Genomic DNA, 19209 nt, shown 5'->3' on the forward strand with positions numbered 1-19209 from the left:
GGGAGTGGATCAGCGAGCGGTGTCGTGCGGCTTCGAATCCAGGGCGGAGGAGGGAGGCGGATGGGGTCTCCCCCTCCCCTGCTCGAAAGCAGCTGAGAGCTCGGGGAAGGAGCGTCGGTGACCGACGACGACGCGGGAGGCGGAGTCGCAGGGCGTCGGGAGCCCGCTCCCTCTTGCTCCCCAGGTCGTTACCGCGGGCGTCGGCGATGGCCGCCGTGTGGGCTCCCCGTGCTCGTGCGGCCTTCTTCCCACATCGCGCAGGTTCTTCTTCCCGATCCGGGCCACTATCCGGGAGGCACGCATCATGGGCGACAGGACACACGCACACACCGGGGCCGCCGGCGGGGCGGCGACGGCCGCCCCGCCCCCGTCCCTCCGGAACGTGGTGCTGGTCGGCCCCAGCGGCTCGGGCAAGACCACCCTCGTCGAGGCGCTGGCGCAGGCGGCCGGGGCGGTCAACCGGGCGGGCCGGGTAGAGGACGGCGCGACCGTCTCCGACTACGACGAGATGGAACGGCGGCGGCAGCGTTCCGTGCAGCTCTCGGTGGTGCCCGTCGTCTGGGGCGGCTGCCGGATCAATCTGCTGGACGCCCCGGGGTACGCCGACTTCGTCGGGGAGCTCAGGGCCGGTCTGCGGGCGGCGGACGCGGCCCTGTTCGTGGTGTCGGCCGCCCAGGAGGCCGACGCGGTGGCCGGCGCGGCCCGGGCCGTGTGGGACGAGTGCGCGGCCGTCGGCATGCCGCGCGCCATCGTCGTCACCCACCTGGACACCGCGCGCACCTCGTTCGACGAGATGACCCGGATCTGCGGCGAGGCTCTCGGCGGCGACGACCCCGATGCCGTGCTCCCGCTCTACCTGCCGGTGCACGGCCCCGCGGGCGCCGACGGGCACGCCCCGCTCACCGGGCTCACCGGGCTCCTCACCCGGCGTGTCCTCGACTACTCCTCGGGCGAGCGCCGGGAGACGCCCCCCGACGAGAGCGGGCGGGCCCCGCTCCGTGAGGCACGGGACCGGCTCATCGAGGGCGTCATCGCGGAGAGCGAGGACGAGACCCTGATGGACCGCTATCTGGGCGGCGCCGACATCGACGTCGAGACGCTCCTGGGCGACCTGGAACGCGCCGTCGCGCGCGGCGCCTTCCACCCCGTCCTCGCCGCTGCCCCCGCCGCGGAGGGGGCCGTTCAGGGCGTCGGCACCGTCGAACTCCTGGACCTGATCACCGGCGGTCTCCCCGCCCCGCAGGAACGCCCCCTGCCCGGGGTCACCCCGCTGCACGGCGCCCGGGCCCCGGCCCTGACCTGCGACCCCGAGGGCCCGCTCCTCGCCGAGGTGGTCAAGACGACCTCCGACCCGTACGTCGGCCGGATGTCGCTCGTACGGGTCTTCTCCGGCACACTGCGCCCCGACGACACCGTCCACGTCTTCGGTCACGGCCTCGCCGAACCCGGCCGGGAGACCCCCTTCCACGAGTCCGAGGTGCGTGTCGGGGCGCTCTCCTCGCCCTTCGGCGCCCAGCAGCGCCCGCTCACCGCGTGCGTCGCCGGTGATCTGGCCTGTGTCGCCAAGCTGGGCGACGCGGGGACCGGGGACACCCTGTCCGGCAGCGACCTGCCGCTGTTGATGGAGCCATGGGCCGCGCCGGACCCGCTGCTGCCGCTGGCCGTCAGGGCCCACGGCAAGGCGGACGAGGACAAGCTCTCCCAGGGGCTCGCGCGGCTCGTCGCGGAGGACCCGACCCTGCGTCTCGAACAGAACCAGGACACCCACCAGGTGGTGCTGTGGTGTCTCGGCGAGGCCCATCAGGACGTCGCCCTGGACCGGCTGCGCAGCCATTACGGGGTCCGGGTCGACGCCGTGCCGCACAAGGTGGCACTGCGCGAGACCTTCGCCTCGCCCGCCAGCGGACGGGGCCGGCACGTGAAGCAGTCCGGCGGTCACGGCCAGTACGCCATCTGCGAGATCGACGTGGAGCCGCTGCCGCCGGGGTCGGGCGTCGAGTTCGTCGACGAGGTGGTCGGCGGCGCGGTGCCCCGTCAGTTCGTCCCGTCTGTGGAGAAGGGGGTGCGCGCCCAGGCGGCCCGCGGAGTGGCGGCCGGATACCCGCTCGTCGACGTACGTGTCACGCTGCGGGACGGGAAGTCGCACTCGGTGGATTCCTCCGACGCCGCGTTCCAGACCGCGGGCGCGCTGGCCCTGCGCGAGGCCGCTGCGGACACCCGTGTCCAGCTCCTGGAACCGGTCGCCGAGATCCGGGTCCTGGTGCCCGACGAGTACGTGGGGCCGGTGATGAGCGACCTGTCCGGGCGGCGCGGCCGAGTCGTCGGCACCGAACAGTCCGGCCCCGGACGCACGCTCGTACGGGCCGAGGTCCCGGAGCTGGAGATCGGACGCTACGCCGTCGACCTGCGCTCCCTCTCCCACGGCACCGGGCGGTTCGACCGGGCGTACGCCCGGCACGAACCGATGCCCCCGCGGCTGGCGGAACGCATCCGCGAGCAGCAGGAAATCAGCCCCGTTGGCGTGTAATCATCCACACCGCCCTCCCCTGTCCGCCGTTTGTCCACAGGGGCGGACGGCGCGGGGGTCCGGACGTTACCCTGTGGTCCCAGCTCAGAAGGTGTGCGGGGCACGGCAGTTGGGAAACAGCCGCAGGAGTGGTTCCTCGGCGGTGAGTGGGGGCGACGGTGGCCAACGAAGGATTCGATTTCTCTCCCGGAGCGCAGATCCCTGTCCAGGGTTCGGGCGGAGCGGCGGTGGCGACGAACGCCCTCGCCTCCGCCGCGTACCGCGACAGCCCCGTGGAGAAGATCCTCGACGCCAACAGCGAGTGGCACAAGTCGGAGGTGAAAGCGGGGCGTTCGAAGTTCTTCAAGTCCGACTACTTCAAGCCCAACCTCGGTGAGGCGTTCTCCCGTGCCGTGCAGGAACGCACGCTGGGCGGTGCCCGCAAGGCGCTCATCCAGTCCTTCGGGAGCGACCCGCGGACGGTCGTCGAGCACTGCTTGTCCGCGACGCGTCTGCGTCGGGCCCGCGACATCAAACTGACCGCCGTCACCGTCCTGTTCGGCGTTCTCTTCCTGCCCGGGATGCTCCTGTGGATCATCGCGTTCCGGCTGCGTGACGGGCTCGGCCGGACGAAGGACAAAGCGCTCTCCTCGCTGGGCAACCTTCTGCTGCCGGTCATCGGCATCGTGGCCCTGCTCGTCCTGCTCCAACTCCCGCTCACCGGTTTCCTGGCGGTCTACGCACGGGCGATGATCGTCGCGCCCGTCATCGGCTGGTACGTCGCCAAACGGATCGCCGAGTCCTCCGCCAAGGACCTGCGCGCCCGTTGGGAGGGGCTGCTCTCCGGCGGCGGCATCGTCGCCAAGGTCCCCGAGGCCTCACCGAAGAACCCCAGCGAGACCTCCCGCGAGGCGCTGCGCCAGAGCCTGGAGAAGCTCTCCGCGGAGCAGCAGTCCAACTCGGTCTTCTACGCGGGCCCCAAGGGGATCCTCGGCATGGGGACCCGGTGGGGAAGCTGGCAGCTCGCCGAGGAACTCGTCTCCAAGGACCCCGACAAGGAGTTCAACCGCTTCCGGAGCTGGGATCTGATACGGGCCGTCCACGACCAGCTCAAGGTGCTGGAGCGCGGCCCGCTGAACACGGGGGGATTCCCCACGCCGTCGGTCACCCACTGGATCGTGTCGCCCGTCGGTGAGAACGCCGACTCGGTGTCCCGTCCGGACGGCGAGGACGTGGCCACGTTCCAGGTCAAGCCGCACGAGATACAGCGGATCTGCAACCACCAGCAGTTCGGCGGCGGCGACCGGCACTATCTGGGCGTCCAGTTCACCCTCTGGGACGGCCAGTTGGTCATCACCATGATGATCACGGTCACGGTGCTCTACGAGACCCTTCGCATCGAGGTCACCGGTCATGCGCTCGGCCCGGTCCATTCGCTCTTCACCAGCAAGCCCTCGGCGAAGACGAAGACGGTCAACAAGACCGTCCGGTTCTGGGAGACGCGCGACATCACCCTCCCGCTGGTCGACGCCTCGGAGGTCGTGCGTCTCGCCCTGCGCGCCCCGCTGACCTGGTATCCGCCGCTGCTCGACTACCTGGGCGGCAAGATCGCCCTGCCCGAGCCGTTCGGTCTGCGCCACGCCTGGGCCGAGAAGCCGTGGCGGCACCGCTTCATGGCGGACGACGCGATGCGCGCGGCCACTCCCGTGCTGCGCGCCGTGCACAGCGCCGCGCTGCGCGTCCTGGAGGAGAACGGCGTCGACACGGAGCGCTTCGGCAACCGCTCGATGGTGCTGAGCGGGCTGGTGCAGGACCCGACCCCGCGCAAGGCCGACCTGTACGACGCGTGACACCGCCTGCGGATCGCGTCGGGCTCCCGCGGCCCGGCGCGGACGACGGGCACCGCCGCCCCGACCCGGTCCGCGCCACGGATCCGGACGCACGAAGGCCGCCCCGCGTGCCGGACGACACATGGCCGTCCGGCACGCGGGGCGGCCTTCCCGTATGGCCACGGCCGGACTCGGACCGCCGAGCGCGCGGGCCCACGCCGGGCCGCGCGGGCCGACGGCCCGGCACGCGGCCGGGCCCGGTCTGTCGGTCAGGACCGGGCCCGGCCGGTCAGTCGCCCGGAGCCGGGCCCGCCGCCGGGGACCGGTCCGTTCACCGGCCTCAGTCCGTCGGCCAGGCCGCGGCCAGCATCGCGCGCGTGTCGGCGAGCAGCTGCGGCAGCACCTTCGTGTGCCCGATCACCGGCATGAAGTTGGTGTCGCCGCCCCAGCGCGGCACCAGGTGCTGGTGGAGGTGAGCGGCGATACCGGCCCCCGCCGAAGCCCCCTGGTTGAGCCCGATGTTGAACCCGTGCGCCCCGGACGCCGCCCGCAGGGCGACCATCGCCCGCTTGGTGAAGTCCGCCAGCTCCATGGTCTCGGGACCGTCCAGCTCCGTGTAGTCGGCCACGTGCCGGTACGGCACCACCATGAGGTGCCCGCCGTTGTACGGATACAGGTTCAGGACGGCGTAGACGCTGCTGCCGCGCGCGACGACAAGCCCGTCCTCGTCCGATTTCGACGGGATCGCACAGAACGGACAGCCATCACCGGCCTCCGAACCGGTCGGCTTGTTCTCGCCCTGGATGTAGGCCATCCGATGGGGCGTCCACAGGCGCTGAAAGGCGTCGGGCGTCCCCACTCCGATCTGCTGCTCCGGCTCACTCGTCATGCCGATCAGCATATTGCTTCGCTCCGGGGCGACGTGTGCCCGGGGCCGCACCCGCGGGCACACTCCGGGTCCGGGGTGGCGGGCGCACGGCCGCCCCGGCGGGGTCTGCGTCGTGGACCACGCCGTACGGCCCGACTCGGCGGCCCCGCCGGCGCTCCGCCCGGACGCGGGCGCTCGCCGCGGGTGGAACGGCGCAGGGCCCCGGGGGCGGTCGGCTCCCGGGGCCCTGCTCCCGCGCTCACCGGCGCGGACCGTGTCCGGAAGACGGCTCCCGGACCGGCGGGTCACACCTGCACGCGGCGCTCCACCACGTCGACGAGCTTGGCGATCGCCTCGTCTCGGGCGATGCCGTTCTCCTGCGAGCCGTCGCGGTACCGGAACGACACCGTGCCCGCGTTCATGTCCTCGTCACCGACGATGATCATGAACGGCGTCTTCGCCTTCTGCGCGTTGCGGATCTTCTTCTGCATCCGGTCGGACGAGGCGTCCACCTCGACCCGCAGGCCCCGCTTCCGGGCCTCGGCCGCGAACTCCTGGAGGTAGGGGATGTGAGCGTCGCCGATCGGGATGCCGACCGCCTGCACCGGGGCCAGCCACACCGGGAACGCACCCGCGTAGTGCTCCAGGAGCACCGCGAAGAAGCGCTCGATGGAGCCGAACAGGGCGCGGTGGATCATGACCGGGCGCTGCTTGGAGCCGTCCGGGCCGGTGTACTCCAGGTCGAAGCGCTCGGGCAGGTTGAAGTCGAGCTGCACCGTCGACATCTGCCAGGTGCGGCCGATCGCGTCCCGGGCCTGCACCGAGATCTTCGGGCCGTAGAACGCGGCACCGCCCGGGTCCGGGACGAGCGGGAGGCCCTGCTTCTCGGCGACCTGGCGCAGCGTCTCGGTGGCCTCCTCCCACACCTCGTCGGAGCCGACGAACTTCTCCGGGTCCTTGGTGGACAGCTCCAGGTAGAAGTCGGTCAGACCGTAGTCGCGCAGCAGGTTCAGGACGAAGGTGAGCGTGCGGTCGAGCTCCTCCGCCATCTGCTCCTTGGTGCAGTAGATGTGCGCGTCGTCCTGCGTGAAGCCGCGCGAGCGGGTCAGACCGTGCACCACGCCGGACTTCTCGTACCGGTACACCGTGCCGAACTCGAAGAGGCGGAGCGGAAGTTCGCGGTACGAACGCCCCCGCGCGTCGAAGATCAGGTTGTGCATCGGGCAGTTCATCGGCTTGAGGTAGTAGTCCACCCCGTCGTCGAGCTGCATGGGCGGGTACATGCCGTCGGCGTACCAGTCGAGGTGACCGGACTTCTCGAAGAGCTTGCCCTTGGTGGCGTGCGGCGAGTAGACGAACTCGTAGCCCTCCTCCTCGTGGCGCCGCCGCGAGTAGTCCTCCATGGCGCGTCGGACGACACCGCCCTTGGGGTGGAAGACCGCGAGACCCGGGCCGATCTCGTCCGGGAAGGAGAAGAGGTCCAGCTCGTTGCCGAGCTTGCGGTGGTCGCGCTTGGCGGCCTCCTCCAGGAACTCCAGGTGCGCCTTCAGCTCGTCCTTGGTGGGCCAGGCGGTGCCGTAGATGCGCTGGAGCATGGGGTTCTTCTCGCTGCCGCGCCAGTACGCCGCGGCGTTCCGCATCAGCTTGAACGCCGGGATGAACCGGGTGGTCGGCAGGTGCGGGCCGCGGCAGAGGTCCTTCCAGCACAGCTCGCCGGTCTTCGGGTCGAGGTTGTCGTAGATGGTCAGCTCGCCGCCGCCCACCTCGACGTCCGCGCCGTCGCCCGCGGTCTCGACGGAGCCGGAGCCCTTGATGCCGATGAGTTCCAGCTTGTACGGCTCGTCGGCGAGCTCCTCGCGGGCCGCCTCGTCGGTCACGACCCGGCGGGAGAACCGCTGCCCCCGCTTCTGGATCTCCTGCATCTTCTTCTCGATGGCCTTGAGATCCTCGGGCGTGAACGGCTTCTCGACGTCGAAGTCGTAGTAGAAGCCGTCCTTGACCGGCGGGCCGATGCCCAGCTTGGCCTCGGGGAAGAGCTGCTGCACGGCCTGCGCCATGACGTGCGCGGCCGAGTGCCGCAGGATGTTCAGGCCGTCCTCGGAGGAGATCTCGACGGGCTCGACGACCTCGCCGTCGGCGACGACGTACGCGAGGTCCTTCAGCTCACCGGCGACCCGGGCCGCGACGACGGTGCGCTCGCCGGAGAAGAGCTCGGCGGCCGTAGTGCCCGTCGTCACCACGCGCTCTTCCCGCTCGGAATCGCGTTGGATGATCACACGGACGTCTGACACCGGTCTCTCCTGACTCAGGGGGTACGCACGCTCTCGTCGATGCGCGTGCGTTACGAATCGTACCGAGCCGCGGGCCCCCTCTGCGAAACGGTTTGGCGGCGAAGCCCGGGGCGTGCCCTCCCGACCGGGTCCGTGCGGACCCCGTGCGGACGCACGGACGGTGGTGCGCGCACGGCGGAAAGGGCGGCCGACGCTATGCGCCCGCGCACCCCTCCTCGCCCGCATGCCCCTCCTCGTCCGCGCGCTCCTCCTGGACGGTGCCGGTGATCCGCACGCTGACGGCGGGCTCGTCCCGGAGATAGGGGGCGCCGGCCCCGCGCAGGGCGGGCAGGTCGCCGGGGGTGAACTCGACCGGCTCGGGGCGGGGCATGCAGCCCTCGGCGACGCCGGCCGCGGGCGCCCATTCCAGGGCGACGCGGGCCCCCTCCGGTCCCCCGGACCAGGGCGACGACGGCCTCGACGAGCTCCCGGCACACACCGGCCGCGACCGCATCGTCGAACGCCTCGAAGCGGCCGGTCGCCCGCTGGTGGTCCACGGCCGCGCCCTGGTGGCGTGCAGGGCGTGGTGGAGCCGTACGACGACGGCACGCCCCGTCTCCGCGGGGACGAACGCGGTGAGCCGGCGGCCGGTGGCGGCCGGCGGCCCCGCCCCGGCGGCGCCGGCCGTACCCTCCGAGCAGCGTGCCGAGGACGGCGGGATCGACCCGGGCCGGGGACGTCCCCGGCCGGGCCGGCGGGGCGCGGAGGGGCAACCGCAGGGACGCCGTCGCCGCCGGGACCGTCCGTCGGGCGGCGCATCAGGGCATCCCTCCGCCCCCACGCGGGCCGTGATCTCGCAGAGCGCCCGGTCGCCGCGGACGCGCGGCGCGATCAGCACGACCAGGATCCGGTGCACCGGGACGGGCATCCGGGCGAGCTTCGCGAGGTGGGCGTTGTCGAGGGTGAGGGCGAACGTCGCTCCCGGCGGGCGCGGAGGGATCCGGTAGGTGCACGTGAGCTGCACCTTGATGGTCACCTCGTCGTCCACGGCGTGGCCGGGGGCGCCATGGCTGAGATGCCGGTCGACGCCGTTGTCGGGGAAGGGCTGCGAGCGGGAGCATCCGGCCGCGGCACCGGCCCGCTCGGTTCGGACTGCGCGAGCGCCATGACTGGGGGTGCCTTCCGGGCCGTGCCGATGGGTTCTTCGATGGCGAAGGGGCAACTTCCTTTCCTTTCACCCGAGTTGCCACGGCACGGGGCGGCCCGCAATCGGCGTACGGGACCACGGGCGCGGGTATCAGCGATGCGGGCGGGGACCGCCATCCGCCTTACGGGTGCGAGGAGTTCGGGGATGACTCACTGGTACGAGGGGCCGCTGGCCGCTTTCGACACGGAGACGACGGGCGTGGACGTCGAGGAGGACCGGATCGTCTCGGCCGCCCTCGCCGTCCAGGAAACGGCGGGCGGCCGGGTGCAGGTCGCCCGGTGGCTGGTGAATCCGGGGGTTCCGGTGCCACCCCGGGCCACCGAGATCCATGGACTGACGGACGATCACCTCCAGCGCAACGGCCGTTGGCCGGCACCGGTGATGGAGGAGCTGGCGCGTGCGCTGGCCGAGCAGTGCACGGCCGGGCGGCCTCTCGTCGTGATGAACGCTCCATTCGATCTGACATTGCTGGACCGCGAGTTGAGGAGGCACCGGGCGTCGTCACTGGCCGGGCGCCTGCAGAACGTGTCGCTGTGCGTGCTGGATCCGCGCGTGCTCGACAAACATCTGGACCGATACCGCAAGGGGCGGCGGACGCTCACCGATCTCTGCGCGCTGTACGGGGTGGCCCTGGACGGCGCGCACGACGCCGCGGCCGACGCGACGGCATCGCTGGAGCTCGTGCGGGCGGTGGGGCGGCGCTTCTCGTCCCGCCTGGAGCGGCTCACGCCGGCCGAACTGCACTCCTTGCAGGCGGTGTGGCACGCGGCGCAGGCGCGCGGCCTGCAGGCGTGGTTCGCGAAGAACGGCACGGAGGAGGCGGTGGATCCGGCGTGGCCGCTGCGCCCTGCGCTCCCCAGCGCGGCGTGACCCCGCCGAGACGCGTCGCGGGTTCCGGTGACACGACAACAGAGGCCGGTCCGTCGTTTTCGCAGACGGACCGGCCTCTCCCGGTGGGCGATACTGGGTTCGAACCAGTGACCTCTTCGGTGTGAACGAAGCGCTCTCCCACTGAGCTAATCGCCCGGGAACGGGTTGAACCATACAGGGCTCGGCGGCTCCGGTTCAAACCGCTTCCAGCCGGGCCACGAGACCCCGGCGTCCTGCACGCATCATGAAGGCGTGGTTGGCCCGGAACACGGCGCGCCCGGGAACCGCGAGAAGCCGCATCAGCCGCCTGCGCACCTCCACCTCCTGTTCGTAGACGACCCGGCTGCCCGTGCCGCGCGCGGTGACCGTCCACCGGGCCCAGCCCTCCAGGTCACCGCCGAGCTCCGCCTCCAGCACCCCGGCGCGCGGGTCCCGGAGCCGTTCGCGCATGGTCACGACGAGGCCGTACGGGAGGACGGAGCGGATCCGGGTGGTGCGGGTGGCGGCATCGAGCGGGGTGACCTCGCGTACCTGCCGCCACCAGCGCGGGTAGTCGTCGGCCCGTTCGAGGACCGCGTAGACGGCGGCGGGCGGGGCGGGCAGGTCCCAGACGCTGGTGAAGCGGTAGTGGTTCCAGTCCATGCCCCCAGTCTCCGTGTCCGCGGTGTACTCATGCGGGCAACTGAGTATGCGCACGCATGTCCGATGCCAGGGCCGCGGCCACACTCCCGTTCATGGAACACGTGCCGCCGCCCGCGGAGGAATTGGCGCTCCTCGATCACGAACTGGCCCGACTGGACGCCCGCCGGTCCCAATTGCTCGTCCGCCGTGCCTGGCTGGTGAGCGTGTTGTCCCGACCCGCCGTGCCGCCCACGCCGCCGTACGCCGCTGCGCCCGGGTTGCCTCCGGGCCGTCCGCCGGTCCCGTTCGCGGCCCCGCCGGGTGTGCCCGGCGCGCCGGCCGGGCAGCGCGGCGTCCGCAACGTGCTGCTCACTCTGGGCGGCCTGCTGCTGACGGTCGCGGCGATCGCGTTCACCCTGGTCAGCTGGGGCGAGATGGGCATCGCCGGCCGTTCGGCGGTGCTCGCGGTGGTGACGTTCGCGGCGCTGGGCGTGCCCGCCGTGCTCCTGCGGCGCGGGCTGCCCGCGACGGCGGAATCGGTCGCCGCGCTGGCGTCGGTGCTGATGGTGCTGGACGCGTACGCGTTGCACCGGGTGGCGGTGCCGGACGCCGACGGCCCCGGGTTCGCCGCGGTGGCTTCGGCGGTGCTGGCGGCGCTCTGGGCCGGGTACGGCCTGCTGCTGGGCCGACTGCGGCTGCCGCTGCCCCTGGCGGTGGTGAGCGCGCAGTTCCCGCTGCTGCTGTGGGCGTGGTCGGCGGGGGCCGGGGCCTCGGCGTTCGGCTGGGCGCTGCTGCTGACGGCGGCGGCGGACGGCGCGATCGCGTTGTGGGGCAAGGGTCTCGGGGTGCGGGTGACGGCCTGCGCCGGGTGCTGGGTGACGGGCCCGGTGGGGCTGCTGATCGGCCTGACGCTGTCGCTGACGTCCGGTACGGCGGGGGCCGCGCTGGCCCCGGCCGTGCTGCTGCTCGCGGGGGCGGTGGTGGCGGTGTCGGCGGCGTGGCGCGCGCCGACCGGGTTCGCGGTCGCCGGTGGCGTGGTGGCCGGGTGGTGCGCCGTGGCCGCGGTGGGCGGCGTGCTGCGCGCCGGGCAGCCCTGGGGCTGGTCGGTGCTCGCCTATCTGCTGTGCGGGCTGGCGCTGTCGGCAGCGGTGCGGGCCCCGCTGCCGCGCCGGGTCGGGCAGGGGGTGGTGTGGTCCTCCGCGTCGGTGGTCGCGGCGGCTGTGCTGACCTCGTTGCCGCCGGTCGTCCTGTCGCTGACGGGCGCGGTGTCGCAGCTGGCGCGGGTGTGGGCGGGTGCGCCGGACGGCGGTGCCCGGGGCGCGCTGGGCGCGGCGGACCTGGCGTGGTCCCGGATGGGCTCGGCCCCGGTGGTGCTCGTGCTGGTGGCCGTCCTGGCCGGGGCGGCGCACCGGTGGTGGACGCGTGCGGTGCGGATCGCCGGCGCGGCGGCCACGCCGGGCCCGGCGTGGCGGGGCGTGGCGGGGGCGGTGGCGGCCGCGCTCGGCTGGGCGGGGCTCGCCGTGACCCCGGCGGTGCTCGGGCTGTCGTACGCGGCGGCCGTGGCGGTGTGGCTGCTGCTGGTCGTCGCGCTGTTCGCGGGGGCGGTGCGGGCGCTGCGTCGCGGGAACGGCGCGGTGGGAACGGCCACGCTGGTGTGCGGCCTGGTCGGCGCCGGGAGTACGGGGTTGCTGTCGCTCGCGACGGAAGCGACGACGTACGCGGTGTTCGGGGCGCTGCTGGTGGTGTCGGGGGCGGTCGCGGTGGTGATCGGCGGCGTGGCGGCGTCGGCGGCCGGGGAACGGCCCGCGGCACCGGCTGTCCGGGCGGCGCGGCGGGAGGACGTGCTGCGGGTCGCGCAGGCGGTGGCGGCGTGCGGGGCACTGGCGTGCGCGACGGTGCTGGCCCTCGCGGCCGGGGCGTCGCTGGGGCTCGATGCGCACCGGGCGGCCCCGGTGGTCCTCGTCGTCCCCGCGCTGACGGTGCTGGTCGGGGCGCGGCTGCGGGGCCGGCCCCCGGCGCTCGCGGTGGAGGCGGCCGGGGCCGTGGCCGCGGTGGTGGCGGTCGGCATGGCGGTCCCGGACCGGGCGTTCCTGGCCCTGGTGCTGGCGCTGTGCGGGGTGCTGGCGGCGGGTACGGCCCTGCGGCCCGAGCGGCGGCCGGTGGCCGGATACGCGGCGACGACACTGTTCGTCCTGGCGGCCTGGCTGAGGCTGTCGGCCTCCGGCGTCCTCGCCCCCGAGGCGTACACCCTGCCGGTGACGGTGCCCGCGCTGGTGGTCGGGCTGCTGCGCCGCCGCCGTGATCCCGAGGCGTCGTCGTGGACGGCGTACGGGGCGGGGCTCGCGGCCACTCTGGTGCCGAGCCTCTTCGCGGCGTGGTCCGATCCGGACTGGCAGCGGCCGCTGCTGCTGGGCACGGCAGCGCTGGTGATCACGCTGCTGGGTGCGCGGCTGCGGCTTCAGGCCCTGTTGCTGCTCGGTGGTGCGGTGCTGGCCCTGGACGCCGTGCACGAACTCGCGCCGTACGTCGTCCAGGTCGTCGGCGCCCTGCCGCGCTGGGTACCGCCCGCGCTGGCCGGGGTGCTGCTGCTGGTGGTCGGTGCCACGTACGAACAGCGGCTGCGCGACGCACGGCGTCTCAAGGAGGCTCTGGGCCGCATGCGCTGACGGTCCGCCGCGCGGGCCGGTCCGGTCGCCCCCACGGGCCGCGGCCCGGCCCGCTTCCCCACCCGTACGCCGCGGACGCCCTGCCCCGTCACCACTCGGAGGGGCGGAGGCGCTCGGCCGAACTGTCCCCACCCCGAAGGAAATCAGCGAATTCCGTCGCACCGGCCGGGAATTGAGGCGGAGTTCGGCAAGCCGTCGGGGAACCGCGTTCAAGCGGTACCGTGCACCGAACTCACCGGGAATTCCGCTTGCCCGGAGGGCCGTTCCCTCAGCAGTGCGCGAGGGAAATGCGAATGAGGCGCGCCGGAAGTCGCACTGGCCCGAGATTCGAACGCCGGTTCCCGAACAAAGGACTCCGCCTTCGCTCACGCGAAGACGACGGGGGAATGCTCGACCGCGCCCGGCACCCGGTCATTCCGCACGACGCGGAGGGGCCCATGAGACTCTTCGGTCTCATGGGCCCCTCCGTCCCGGTGGGCGATACTGGGTTCGAACCAGTGACCTCTTCGGTGTGAACGAAGCGCTCTCCCACTGAGCTAATCGCCCGGGCGCAGACCAAACATTACCCCATGTCAGCGGCCCCTCATGACCACCCCGGGGTCACTCGTGGATCTTCCAGGGCATGGTGATGCCGAACTTCCAGACGTAGACCCCCACCAGCACCGCGGCGATCACGAGGCCGATCACCGTGAGGATGACGTTGCGCCGCCGGACCTTGGGATCGAGGGCCCGCTGGGCGGCTTCGGTGACCTTCCGCCGGGTCCAGCGCAGGACCAGCTGCGCCCAGACGAACTCGGTCGCCCAGATCGCCATGCCACCGAAGATCACCAGCCAGCCGGGGCCCGGCAGCGGCAGCATCACGATCCCGGCCACGACCACCGCGAGGCCGACCACGAAGACACCGACCTGCCAGCTCAGGTGCAGGGCCCTGGACGCCTTGATGAAGCCGGGCGCCCGGGAGCCGAGCGCGCCGTCCCCCTTCGTCACGTCCCCCGTGGCGGATCCGGGCTTCGCCGCCTCGGCGTCGCCGTCCCGCTCATCGCTCTCCGCATTCACGACAGCCAACCTACCGGAACGGGCTTCATCACCGGAATGGCCGTATAACCCGAAGTTACACAGCGCCGTACGAGCGACCCGAAGGAACACAAAAAGGTCAGAGGGGTTTACAACGCCACCGTAGGTGGCATGTCGATTTCGCCGACGTGCGAATCCCCGAGCGCACACTGAGCGAAAGGCCCTGGCGCTTATGAACACCACGGTCAGCTGCGAGCTGCACCTGCGCCTCGTTGTGTCGAGCGAGTCATCACTGCCTGTACCTGCGGGCCTGCGGTATGACACGGCCGATCCTTATGCCGTGCACGCCACCTTCCACACCGGAGCGGAGGAAACGGTCGAATGGGTTTTTGCCCGTGACCTCCTCGCCGAAGGGCTGCACCGGCCCACCGGCACCGGAGACGTCCGCGTCTGGCCATCCCGTAGTCACGGCCAGGGGGTCGTCTGCATCGCACTGAGCTCCCCGGAGGGCGAAGCCCTGCTCGAGGCCCCGGCACGGGCCCTGGAGTCGTTCCTGAAGAGGACCGACGCCGCGGTTCCGCCCGGCACCGAGCATCGTCACTTCGACCTCGACACGGAGCTCTCACACATCCTGGCCGAGAGCTGAGCCAGGCCGAGAGCTGCACGGCGCCGTCCGACTCGGGGAGACGGCGCCGCGCGGAAAACCACACAGGGTGACGCCGACGCCGTCATCACGGAATCCACCGTGGTGGCGGCGTCGGCGCACACCCCCTCCGGAGCACGCCTCCCTCCACCGCTGCCCGGCACCGCCCCGCCCTTCCGGGGCGTGGCCGGTATGCGCTCGTCGGGCCGTTCACGGGCCCACTGGGCCCTCTGGGCGGCGGCACCCGGCCAGTAGAGTCAGCCGGCATCGACTGCGGGCGCCGCCCGCCGGAGGCCAGGGAGCGAAAGCGTGCTGATCCCCCACGACACCCGGATCGCCCTCGACACGGTGGTCGATCTGCTGAACACCGCACCGGCGAGTGGGCGGCCGGAGAGCGGGCAGGCCGATGGCCTGCCCGACGTCGCGGCGCTCTACGACTTCGCGCGCCGCCATCGCATCAGCGGCGTGGGCGAGCTGCACGAGAACGACCTGCGGGCCGTACGGGACGTGCGGACGCGCTTCGCCACGATCTTCGCGACGGACGACACGCGGACCGCCGCCACACTCGTGAACGGCCTCGTGGCCGCCGCCGGCACCACACCGCAGCTCAGCAACCACGACGGCTACGACTGGCACGTGCACTACTTCGCGCCGGACGCCTCGATCGCCGACCACCTCGCGGCCGACTGCGGCATGGCGCTGGCCTTCATCGTGGTGGCGGGCGAGCAGGAGCGGCTGCGCCGCTGCGAGGCTCCGGACTGCCGGCACGCCTTCGTGGACCTCTCCCGCAACCGCTCACGCCGCTACTGCTCGAGCCGCACCTGCGGTAACCGTCTGCACGTGGCCGCGTACCGGGCGCGCCGCAAGGAAGCGGCCGGCTGACCGCTCACAGCATGAACAGATCATGCAACGCGGCCATCAGCAGCAGGATGCCGATCAACCCGAGGAAGATCATCAAAGGGGGCTGGGACAGCGCGAAGAGGCAACCACGCGGCTCTTCGGCAGGGCTTGCGGGGACATCGCCCCGGGAAGTGTCGACCATCTCGGAACGATCATGACGCACCTCGGAGCCTGCTCACGGCCAACCAGCCTGCCGGGAAGGGGAGTTCACCCACTTCAGGGACACGCTCGTTCGCGCCTCCGTCCGATCTTCCGCCAGCCATTCGGCCGACAGCCTTGCGGTATCCCACTATTGACGACGAAATCTCCAAACTTCACCCCCTTGGAATCGAATTGGCGTACGCGGAATGGGCTTCCGACCGTGGCGGAAGGGCCGGGTCCGACCCGGTCAGGTCGCCGACGGCATGCTGGAGGCGCGCACCACGAGTTCCGGCCGGAGCACCACGCTGCGGTGCTCGTGCGTGCCGCCGGCGTCGTCCGCCTCCTCCAACAGCAGTTCCGCGGCCATCCGGCCCATCACGGCCGCGGGCCTGCGGACCGAGGTGAGCGGTACGGCAGCAGCGGCGGCGAATTCGATGTCGTCGTAGCCGACGAGGGCGACGTCGTGCGGCACCCGCACACCCGCCGCGTACAGCGCCTGCAGCACACCGAGGGCGAGCAGGTCGTTGGCGCAGAACACCGCGGTGGGCCGGGGCGCCAGGCCGAGGAGCCGGGCCCCGGCGTCCCGGCCCGCCGCCACGTCCAGCCGGTCGCAGGGAATCTCGACGAGGGCCCCGGACGGCAGTCCCGCGTCGGCGAGCGCCGACAGCGCGCCCTCACGCCGGTCTCTGATCTGCTGCAGGTCGTCGGGACCGCTGACGTAGGCCACCGAGCGATGCCCGGAGGAGAGCAGGTGTCCGACGGCCAGGGCCCCGCCGCGCACGTCGTCGACGGAGACCGCGCACACGTCCGCACCGGACGCCACCCGGCCCACCAGGACGTACGGGATCCCGTGGCGGCGGAACGCCTCCAGGTTGCGACCGGTCGGGTCGGCCGGGGTGACCAGCACCCCGCACACCCGCTGCTCGGCGAAGAGGCCCAGGTACTCGGCCTCCTCCGACGGACTCTGGTCGCTGTTGCAGACCATCACTCCGAGCCCGGCGTCCCGGGCGGCGCGTTCGGCACCGCGCGCCACGTCGACGAAGAACGGGTTGCCCATGTCGAGGACACGCAGCGCCACGATCCGGCTGCGGCCCGCCCTCAGCTGACGGGCCGACTCGCTGCGCACGTAGCCGAGTTCCTCGATGGCGGCCAGTACCCGGGGCCCGGGTCTCCGGCGACACCGCCTCGGGCCGGTTGATCACATTGGACACGGTGCCCACGGAGACCCCGGCCTGCCGGGCCAGATCCTTGATCCCTGCCGCGCGCGCCACTCGCTCTGCCCCACTGGTGCCCTCGGCCGTGCCGGTGTGCGGCGTCGCCCCATCGTACGGAGCCGTCGCGCAGGCTCCGGCGGGCCCGTCGGCCGGACCCGCGCCGCCCCACCGGGTGGAGGGCGGAGCGGCGCGCGGTTCAGATGCCGTGCTTCTTCAGAATGGCCTCGATGTCGCTGAAGTCGTCGTCGGGGGACGCGGACGACCGCCTGGTCCTCGTACCCGGAACCGGCTGCGTACGGGCGCCCGGGGAGCCGAGCGAGGGCGCCGACGCGGCGGGGGCGACGGCTCCGCCGCGCGCCGCCCGTTCGGCCGCCCTGCGTTCCTTGCGGGTGCCGGACCCCCGGCGCTCGACGGCGCGGGTCGTCATGAACAGCACCCAGGCCACGGCGAGCAGCCCGAAGCCGAGCCACACGCTCGGCTTGAAGGCGATCCCGGCGACCCACTCCACGACACCGGTCAGGACCAGGCCGATCGGCACCAGTGAGTAGGCGGCGATCCGGGTCGCGGCGAGGAAACGCTTCCGGTACGCGGTGACGGCGGCGATGCCCAGGCCCGCCGCGGACGCCGCGGAGCAGATGGTCTCGGCAAGCATCGGAGCCTCCAGGTACGAGCGAAACGTCTGACGCCCCACGAGAGAAACGTCCCTTCCATCCTGCACCGGCCGACGGCCGGGCGGCCACGGTCCCGGATCACTTCAGGGTGATCTCAGGGCCGGGATCCTCCCCAGGTGCCAATCCGGCCACGCTCCGGGAGGTTTCTCGGATGCCCCGAGGAGCACTCCGCCGGATCCGCCGCCTCCGGAGCCACCCGGTCCGCCGTACCGGCGGCTCCCGGTACGGCTTCGGCGGCCCCGGAGCCGATTGGGCCGTCGCGGCGGGCCCTGCGAGACTGGCCGCATGAGCGATTCGACCCCCGCGCCCCCTCTCGTACTCGACGTCTGGTGCGAACTCCAGTGCCCCGACTGTCACCGCGCCCTCTCCGACGTGCAGGCCCTGCGGGCCCGGTACGGAGACCGGCTGGAGGTGCGGCTGCGGCACTTCCCCCTGGAGAAGCACAAGCACGCCTACGCCGCCGCGCAGGCTGCCGAGGAGGCTGCGGCCCAGGGCCGGGGCCGGCCCTACGTCGAGGCGGTCCTCGCCCGTTGCGGCGACCTGGACCGCTCCGGTGAGCCGCTGCTGATCGAGGTGGCGCGCGAACTCGGCCTGGACGCGGAGGAGATGGACACCGCGCTGATCGACGGGCGTCACATGCTGATCGTCGACGCCGATCAGGCCGAGGGCAAGGCGATCGGGGTCACCGGGACCCCGACGTACGTGATCGGCGGCAAGCGGCTGGACGGCGGAAAGAGCCAGGACGGGCTGCGCGAGCGGATCGAGGAGATCGCCGACCGGCTGCTCGCCGAAGGCACCGAGCGGGGCTGACCCTCCGGACCGCGCGGCCTCCGCCCCGGAACGGACCGGTGCCGAGAGGGGGCGCCAGGGGCCTAGAGGGGCTTGGTCAGGTGGTGGCGCGTCGTGCGGTAGCCGAGCGACTCGTACAGCCGCAGAGCCGGTGTGTTGGCGGCGAAGACGTGCAGCCCGAGGCTGCGGGCGCCCGCGTCCAGGGTGATGCGCTCCGCCCGCAGCATCAGGGCGCGCCCGAAGCCGTGGCCCCGGTGCTCCTCCCCCACCGCGACGTCGAAGACGTACCCGGCCGGCCCGTCCCGGCCGGTCCCCCGCACTGTCACCCAGACGTACCCGACGACCACGCCGTCGTGGACGAGGACGTGGAAGTGGGCGCCCGCGGTGCGCAGGCCGTCCGGCAGATTTCGGGCGTGGTCGGACCGGGACTTGCGCATCGCCTGCTCGGCCGGGACGCCCCGCTCGGTCCAGGACCGCGCATACGCCTCGACGGCGGTCTCGTGCCAGTGCGCGAACTCCTCGGGCGTCATCGGCCGGGCGGCGACGCCCTCGGGGAGCGGCGGCGCCGTCGGGCCGAGGTCCTTGGTCATGTTGCGGCCGCGCTCGGTGTAGCCGAGGACGGCCGCCAGTCGTGCCGCCGCCTCGTTGCCCGCGGGCACCTCGACGGACACCCGGGTGCAGCCCCATGCGCGCAGCACCTCCTCGGCGGCGAGCGCGGCGATGGTGCCGCGCCCGCGCCGTCGCGTCGGCTCGGCGATGCTCAGGGAGCGCAGCACACCGGCTGTCGTGCCGAACGCCGGATCCGTACCGATCTCGACGGTCCCCACGGGCCGTCCGTTGTCGCACACGTCGTACGTGCGGTTCCTCGCACCGTCGGTGCCTTCCCGAATCGGCCCGGTCGGCCGGATGGTTGTGGTCATCGGTGTTGTTCTATCCGCCGGCGCCCGGCTCGTCACCCCGTTTCACGGATTCGGTTCCGCGGCCCCGGCACCACGGTGCG

At 72.7% G+C, this 19209-nt stretch carries 14 protein-coding genes, 2 tRNA genes and 3 pseudogenes; 7 read left to right on the plus strand and 12 right to left on the minus strand.

Going from position 1 to position 19209, the window contains the following annotated elements:
- Positions 1–304: 304 nt before the first annotated feature.
- Together ACFYXM_RS18170 and ACFYXM_RS18175 are read left to right on the plus strand one after the other, a co-directional pair.
- The gene (locus ACFYXM_RS18170) at positions 305–2527 is read left to right on the plus strand and encodes an elongation factor G-like protein EF-G2 (RefSeq protein ID WP_389290393.1); all 2223 of its coding nucleotides are present in this window, start codon (positions 305–307) and stop codon (positions 2525–2527) included.
- A 158-nt stretch (positions 2528–2685) separates the two neighbouring features.
- The gene (locus ACFYXM_RS18175; protein WP_389290394.1) at positions 2686–4356 is read left to right on the plus strand and encodes a hypothetical protein; all 1671 of its coding nucleotides are present in this window, start codon (positions 2686–2688) and stop codon (positions 4354–4356) included.
- Positions 4357–4675: 319 nt separating this feature from the next.
- On the opposite strand, the gene ACFYXM_RS18180 is transcribed toward ACFYXM_RS18175, so the two are convergent.
- The 4 genes and pseudogenes from ACFYXM_RS18180 to ACFYXM_RS18195 form a co-directional block, all read right to left on the minus strand.
- Complete coding sequence (locus ACFYXM_RS18180; protein ID WP_351517289.1) at positions 4676–5236, minus strand: HIT domain-containing protein; 561 nt, start codon at positions 5234–5236, stop codon at positions 4676–4678.
- Positions 5237–5508: 272 nt separating this feature from the next.
- Complete coding sequence (thrS, locus tag ACFYXM_RS18185) at positions 5509–7494, minus strand: threonine--tRNA ligase (RefSeq protein ID WP_389290396.1); 1986 nt, start codon at positions 7492–7494, stop codon at positions 5509–5511.
- 217 nt (positions 7495–7711) lie between these two features.
- Positions 7712–8134 (minus strand): annotated as a pseudogene (locus ACFYXM_RS18190) (hypothetical protein); the annotation flags it as partial.
- A gap of 159 nt (positions 8135–8293) precedes the next feature.
- Positions 8294–8605 (minus strand): annotated as a pseudogene (locus ACFYXM_RS18195) (DUF4365 domain-containing protein); the annotation flags it as partial.
- A gap of 219 nt (positions 8606–8824) precedes the next feature.
- Here ACFYXM_RS18195 and ACFYXM_RS18200 point away from each other — a divergent pair.
- The gene (locus ACFYXM_RS18200; protein ID WP_389290398.1) at positions 8825–9550 is read left to right on the plus strand and encodes a 3'-5' exonuclease; all 726 of its coding nucleotides are present in this window, start codon (positions 8825–8827) and stop codon (positions 9548–9550) included.
- Between the two features lie 84 nt (positions 9551–9634).
- Here ACFYXM_RS18200 and ACFYXM_RS18205 read toward each other — a convergent pair.
- Together ACFYXM_RS18205 and ACFYXM_RS18210 are read right to left on the minus strand one after the other, a co-directional pair.
- Positions 9635–9706: transfer RNA gene (locus tag ACFYXM_RS18205), tRNA-Val, on the minus strand.
- 39 nt (positions 9707–9745) lie between these two features.
- Complete coding sequence (locus ACFYXM_RS18210; RefSeq protein WP_389290400.1) at positions 9746–10192, minus strand: SRPBCC family protein; 447 nt, start codon at positions 10190–10192, stop codon at positions 9746–9748.
- A 92-nt stretch (positions 10193–10284) separates the two neighbouring features.
- Here ACFYXM_RS18210 and ACFYXM_RS18215 point away from each other — a divergent pair, with 92 nt between their 5' ends.
- Positions 10285–12837, plus strand: a complete 2553-nt coding sequence (locus ACFYXM_RS18215; RefSeq protein ID WP_389290401.1) for an SCO7613 C-terminal domain-containing membrane protein — start codon at positions 10285–10287, stop codon at positions 12835–12837.
- A 474-nt stretch (positions 12838–13311) separates the two neighbouring features.
- Here ACFYXM_RS18215 and ACFYXM_RS18220 read toward each other — a convergent pair.
- Positions 13312–13383, minus strand: a tRNA-Val gene (locus tag ACFYXM_RS18220).
- Positions 13384–13437: 54 nt separating this feature from the next.
- The gene (locus ACFYXM_RS18225) at positions 13438–13893 is read right to left on the minus strand and encodes a TIGR02611 family protein (protein ID WP_389290403.1); all 456 of its coding nucleotides are present in this window, start codon (positions 13891–13893) and stop codon (positions 13438–13440) included.
- Between the two features lie 190 nt (positions 13894–14083).
- Here ACFYXM_RS18225 and ACFYXM_RS18230 point away from each other — a divergent pair, with 190 nt between their 5' ends.
- On the plus strand, positions 14084–14497 hold the full coding sequence (locus tag ACFYXM_RS18230; RefSeq protein WP_003959770.1) for an SsgA family sporulation/cell division regulator: 414 nt from the start codon (positions 14084–14086) through the stop codon (positions 14495–14497).
- A gap of 306 nt (positions 14498–14803) precedes the next feature.
- Positions 14804–15376, plus strand: coding sequence for a CGNR zinc finger domain-containing protein (locus tag ACFYXM_RS18235; RefSeq protein ID WP_389290405.1), 573 nt, complete (start codon positions 14804–14806; stop codon positions 15374–15376).
- Positions 15377–15380: 4 nt separating this feature from the next.
- Here ACFYXM_RS18235 and ACFYXM_RS18240 read toward each other — a convergent pair whose 3' ends face one another.
- The 3 genes and pseudogenes from ACFYXM_RS18240 to ACFYXM_RS18250 form a co-directional block, all read right to left on the minus strand.
- Entirely contained in the window at positions 15381–15536 is a 156-nt protein-coding gene (locus tag ACFYXM_RS18240) for a hypothetical protein (protein ID WP_389290407.1), read from the minus strand.
- Between the two features lie 246 nt (positions 15537–15782).
- Positions 15783–16806: pseudogene (locus ACFYXM_RS18245) on the minus strand (LacI family DNA-binding transcriptional regulator).
- 139 nt (positions 16807–16945) lie between these two features.
- Positions 16946–17401 (minus strand): hypothetical protein, encoded by a 456-nt coding sequence (locus ACFYXM_RS18250; protein WP_389290409.1) that lies wholly within the window; start codon positions 17399–17401, stop codon positions 16946–16948.
- Positions 17402–17705: 304 nt separating this feature from the next.
- Here ACFYXM_RS18250 and ACFYXM_RS18255 point away from each other — a divergent pair, with 304 nt between their 5' ends.
- Positions 17706–18230 (plus strand): DsbA family protein, encoded by a 525-nt coding sequence (locus tag ACFYXM_RS18255; protein ID WP_389290411.1) that lies wholly within the window; start codon positions 17706–17708, stop codon positions 18228–18230.
- Between the two features lie 62 nt (positions 18231–18292).
- Here the strand turns inward: ACFYXM_RS18255 and ACFYXM_RS18260 are convergent, their stop codons facing one another.
- Complete coding sequence (locus ACFYXM_RS18260) at positions 18293–19129, minus strand: GNAT family N-acetyltransferase (RefSeq protein ID WP_389290413.1); 837 nt, start codon at positions 19127–19129, stop codon at positions 18293–18295.
- Between the last annotated feature and the right edge of the window lie 80 nt (positions 19130–19209).

This window comes from Streptomyces sp. NPDC002476 (genome assembly GCF_042889785.1).
Lineage (GTDB): Bacteria > Actinomycetota > Actinomycetes > Streptomycetales > Streptomycetaceae > Streptomyces.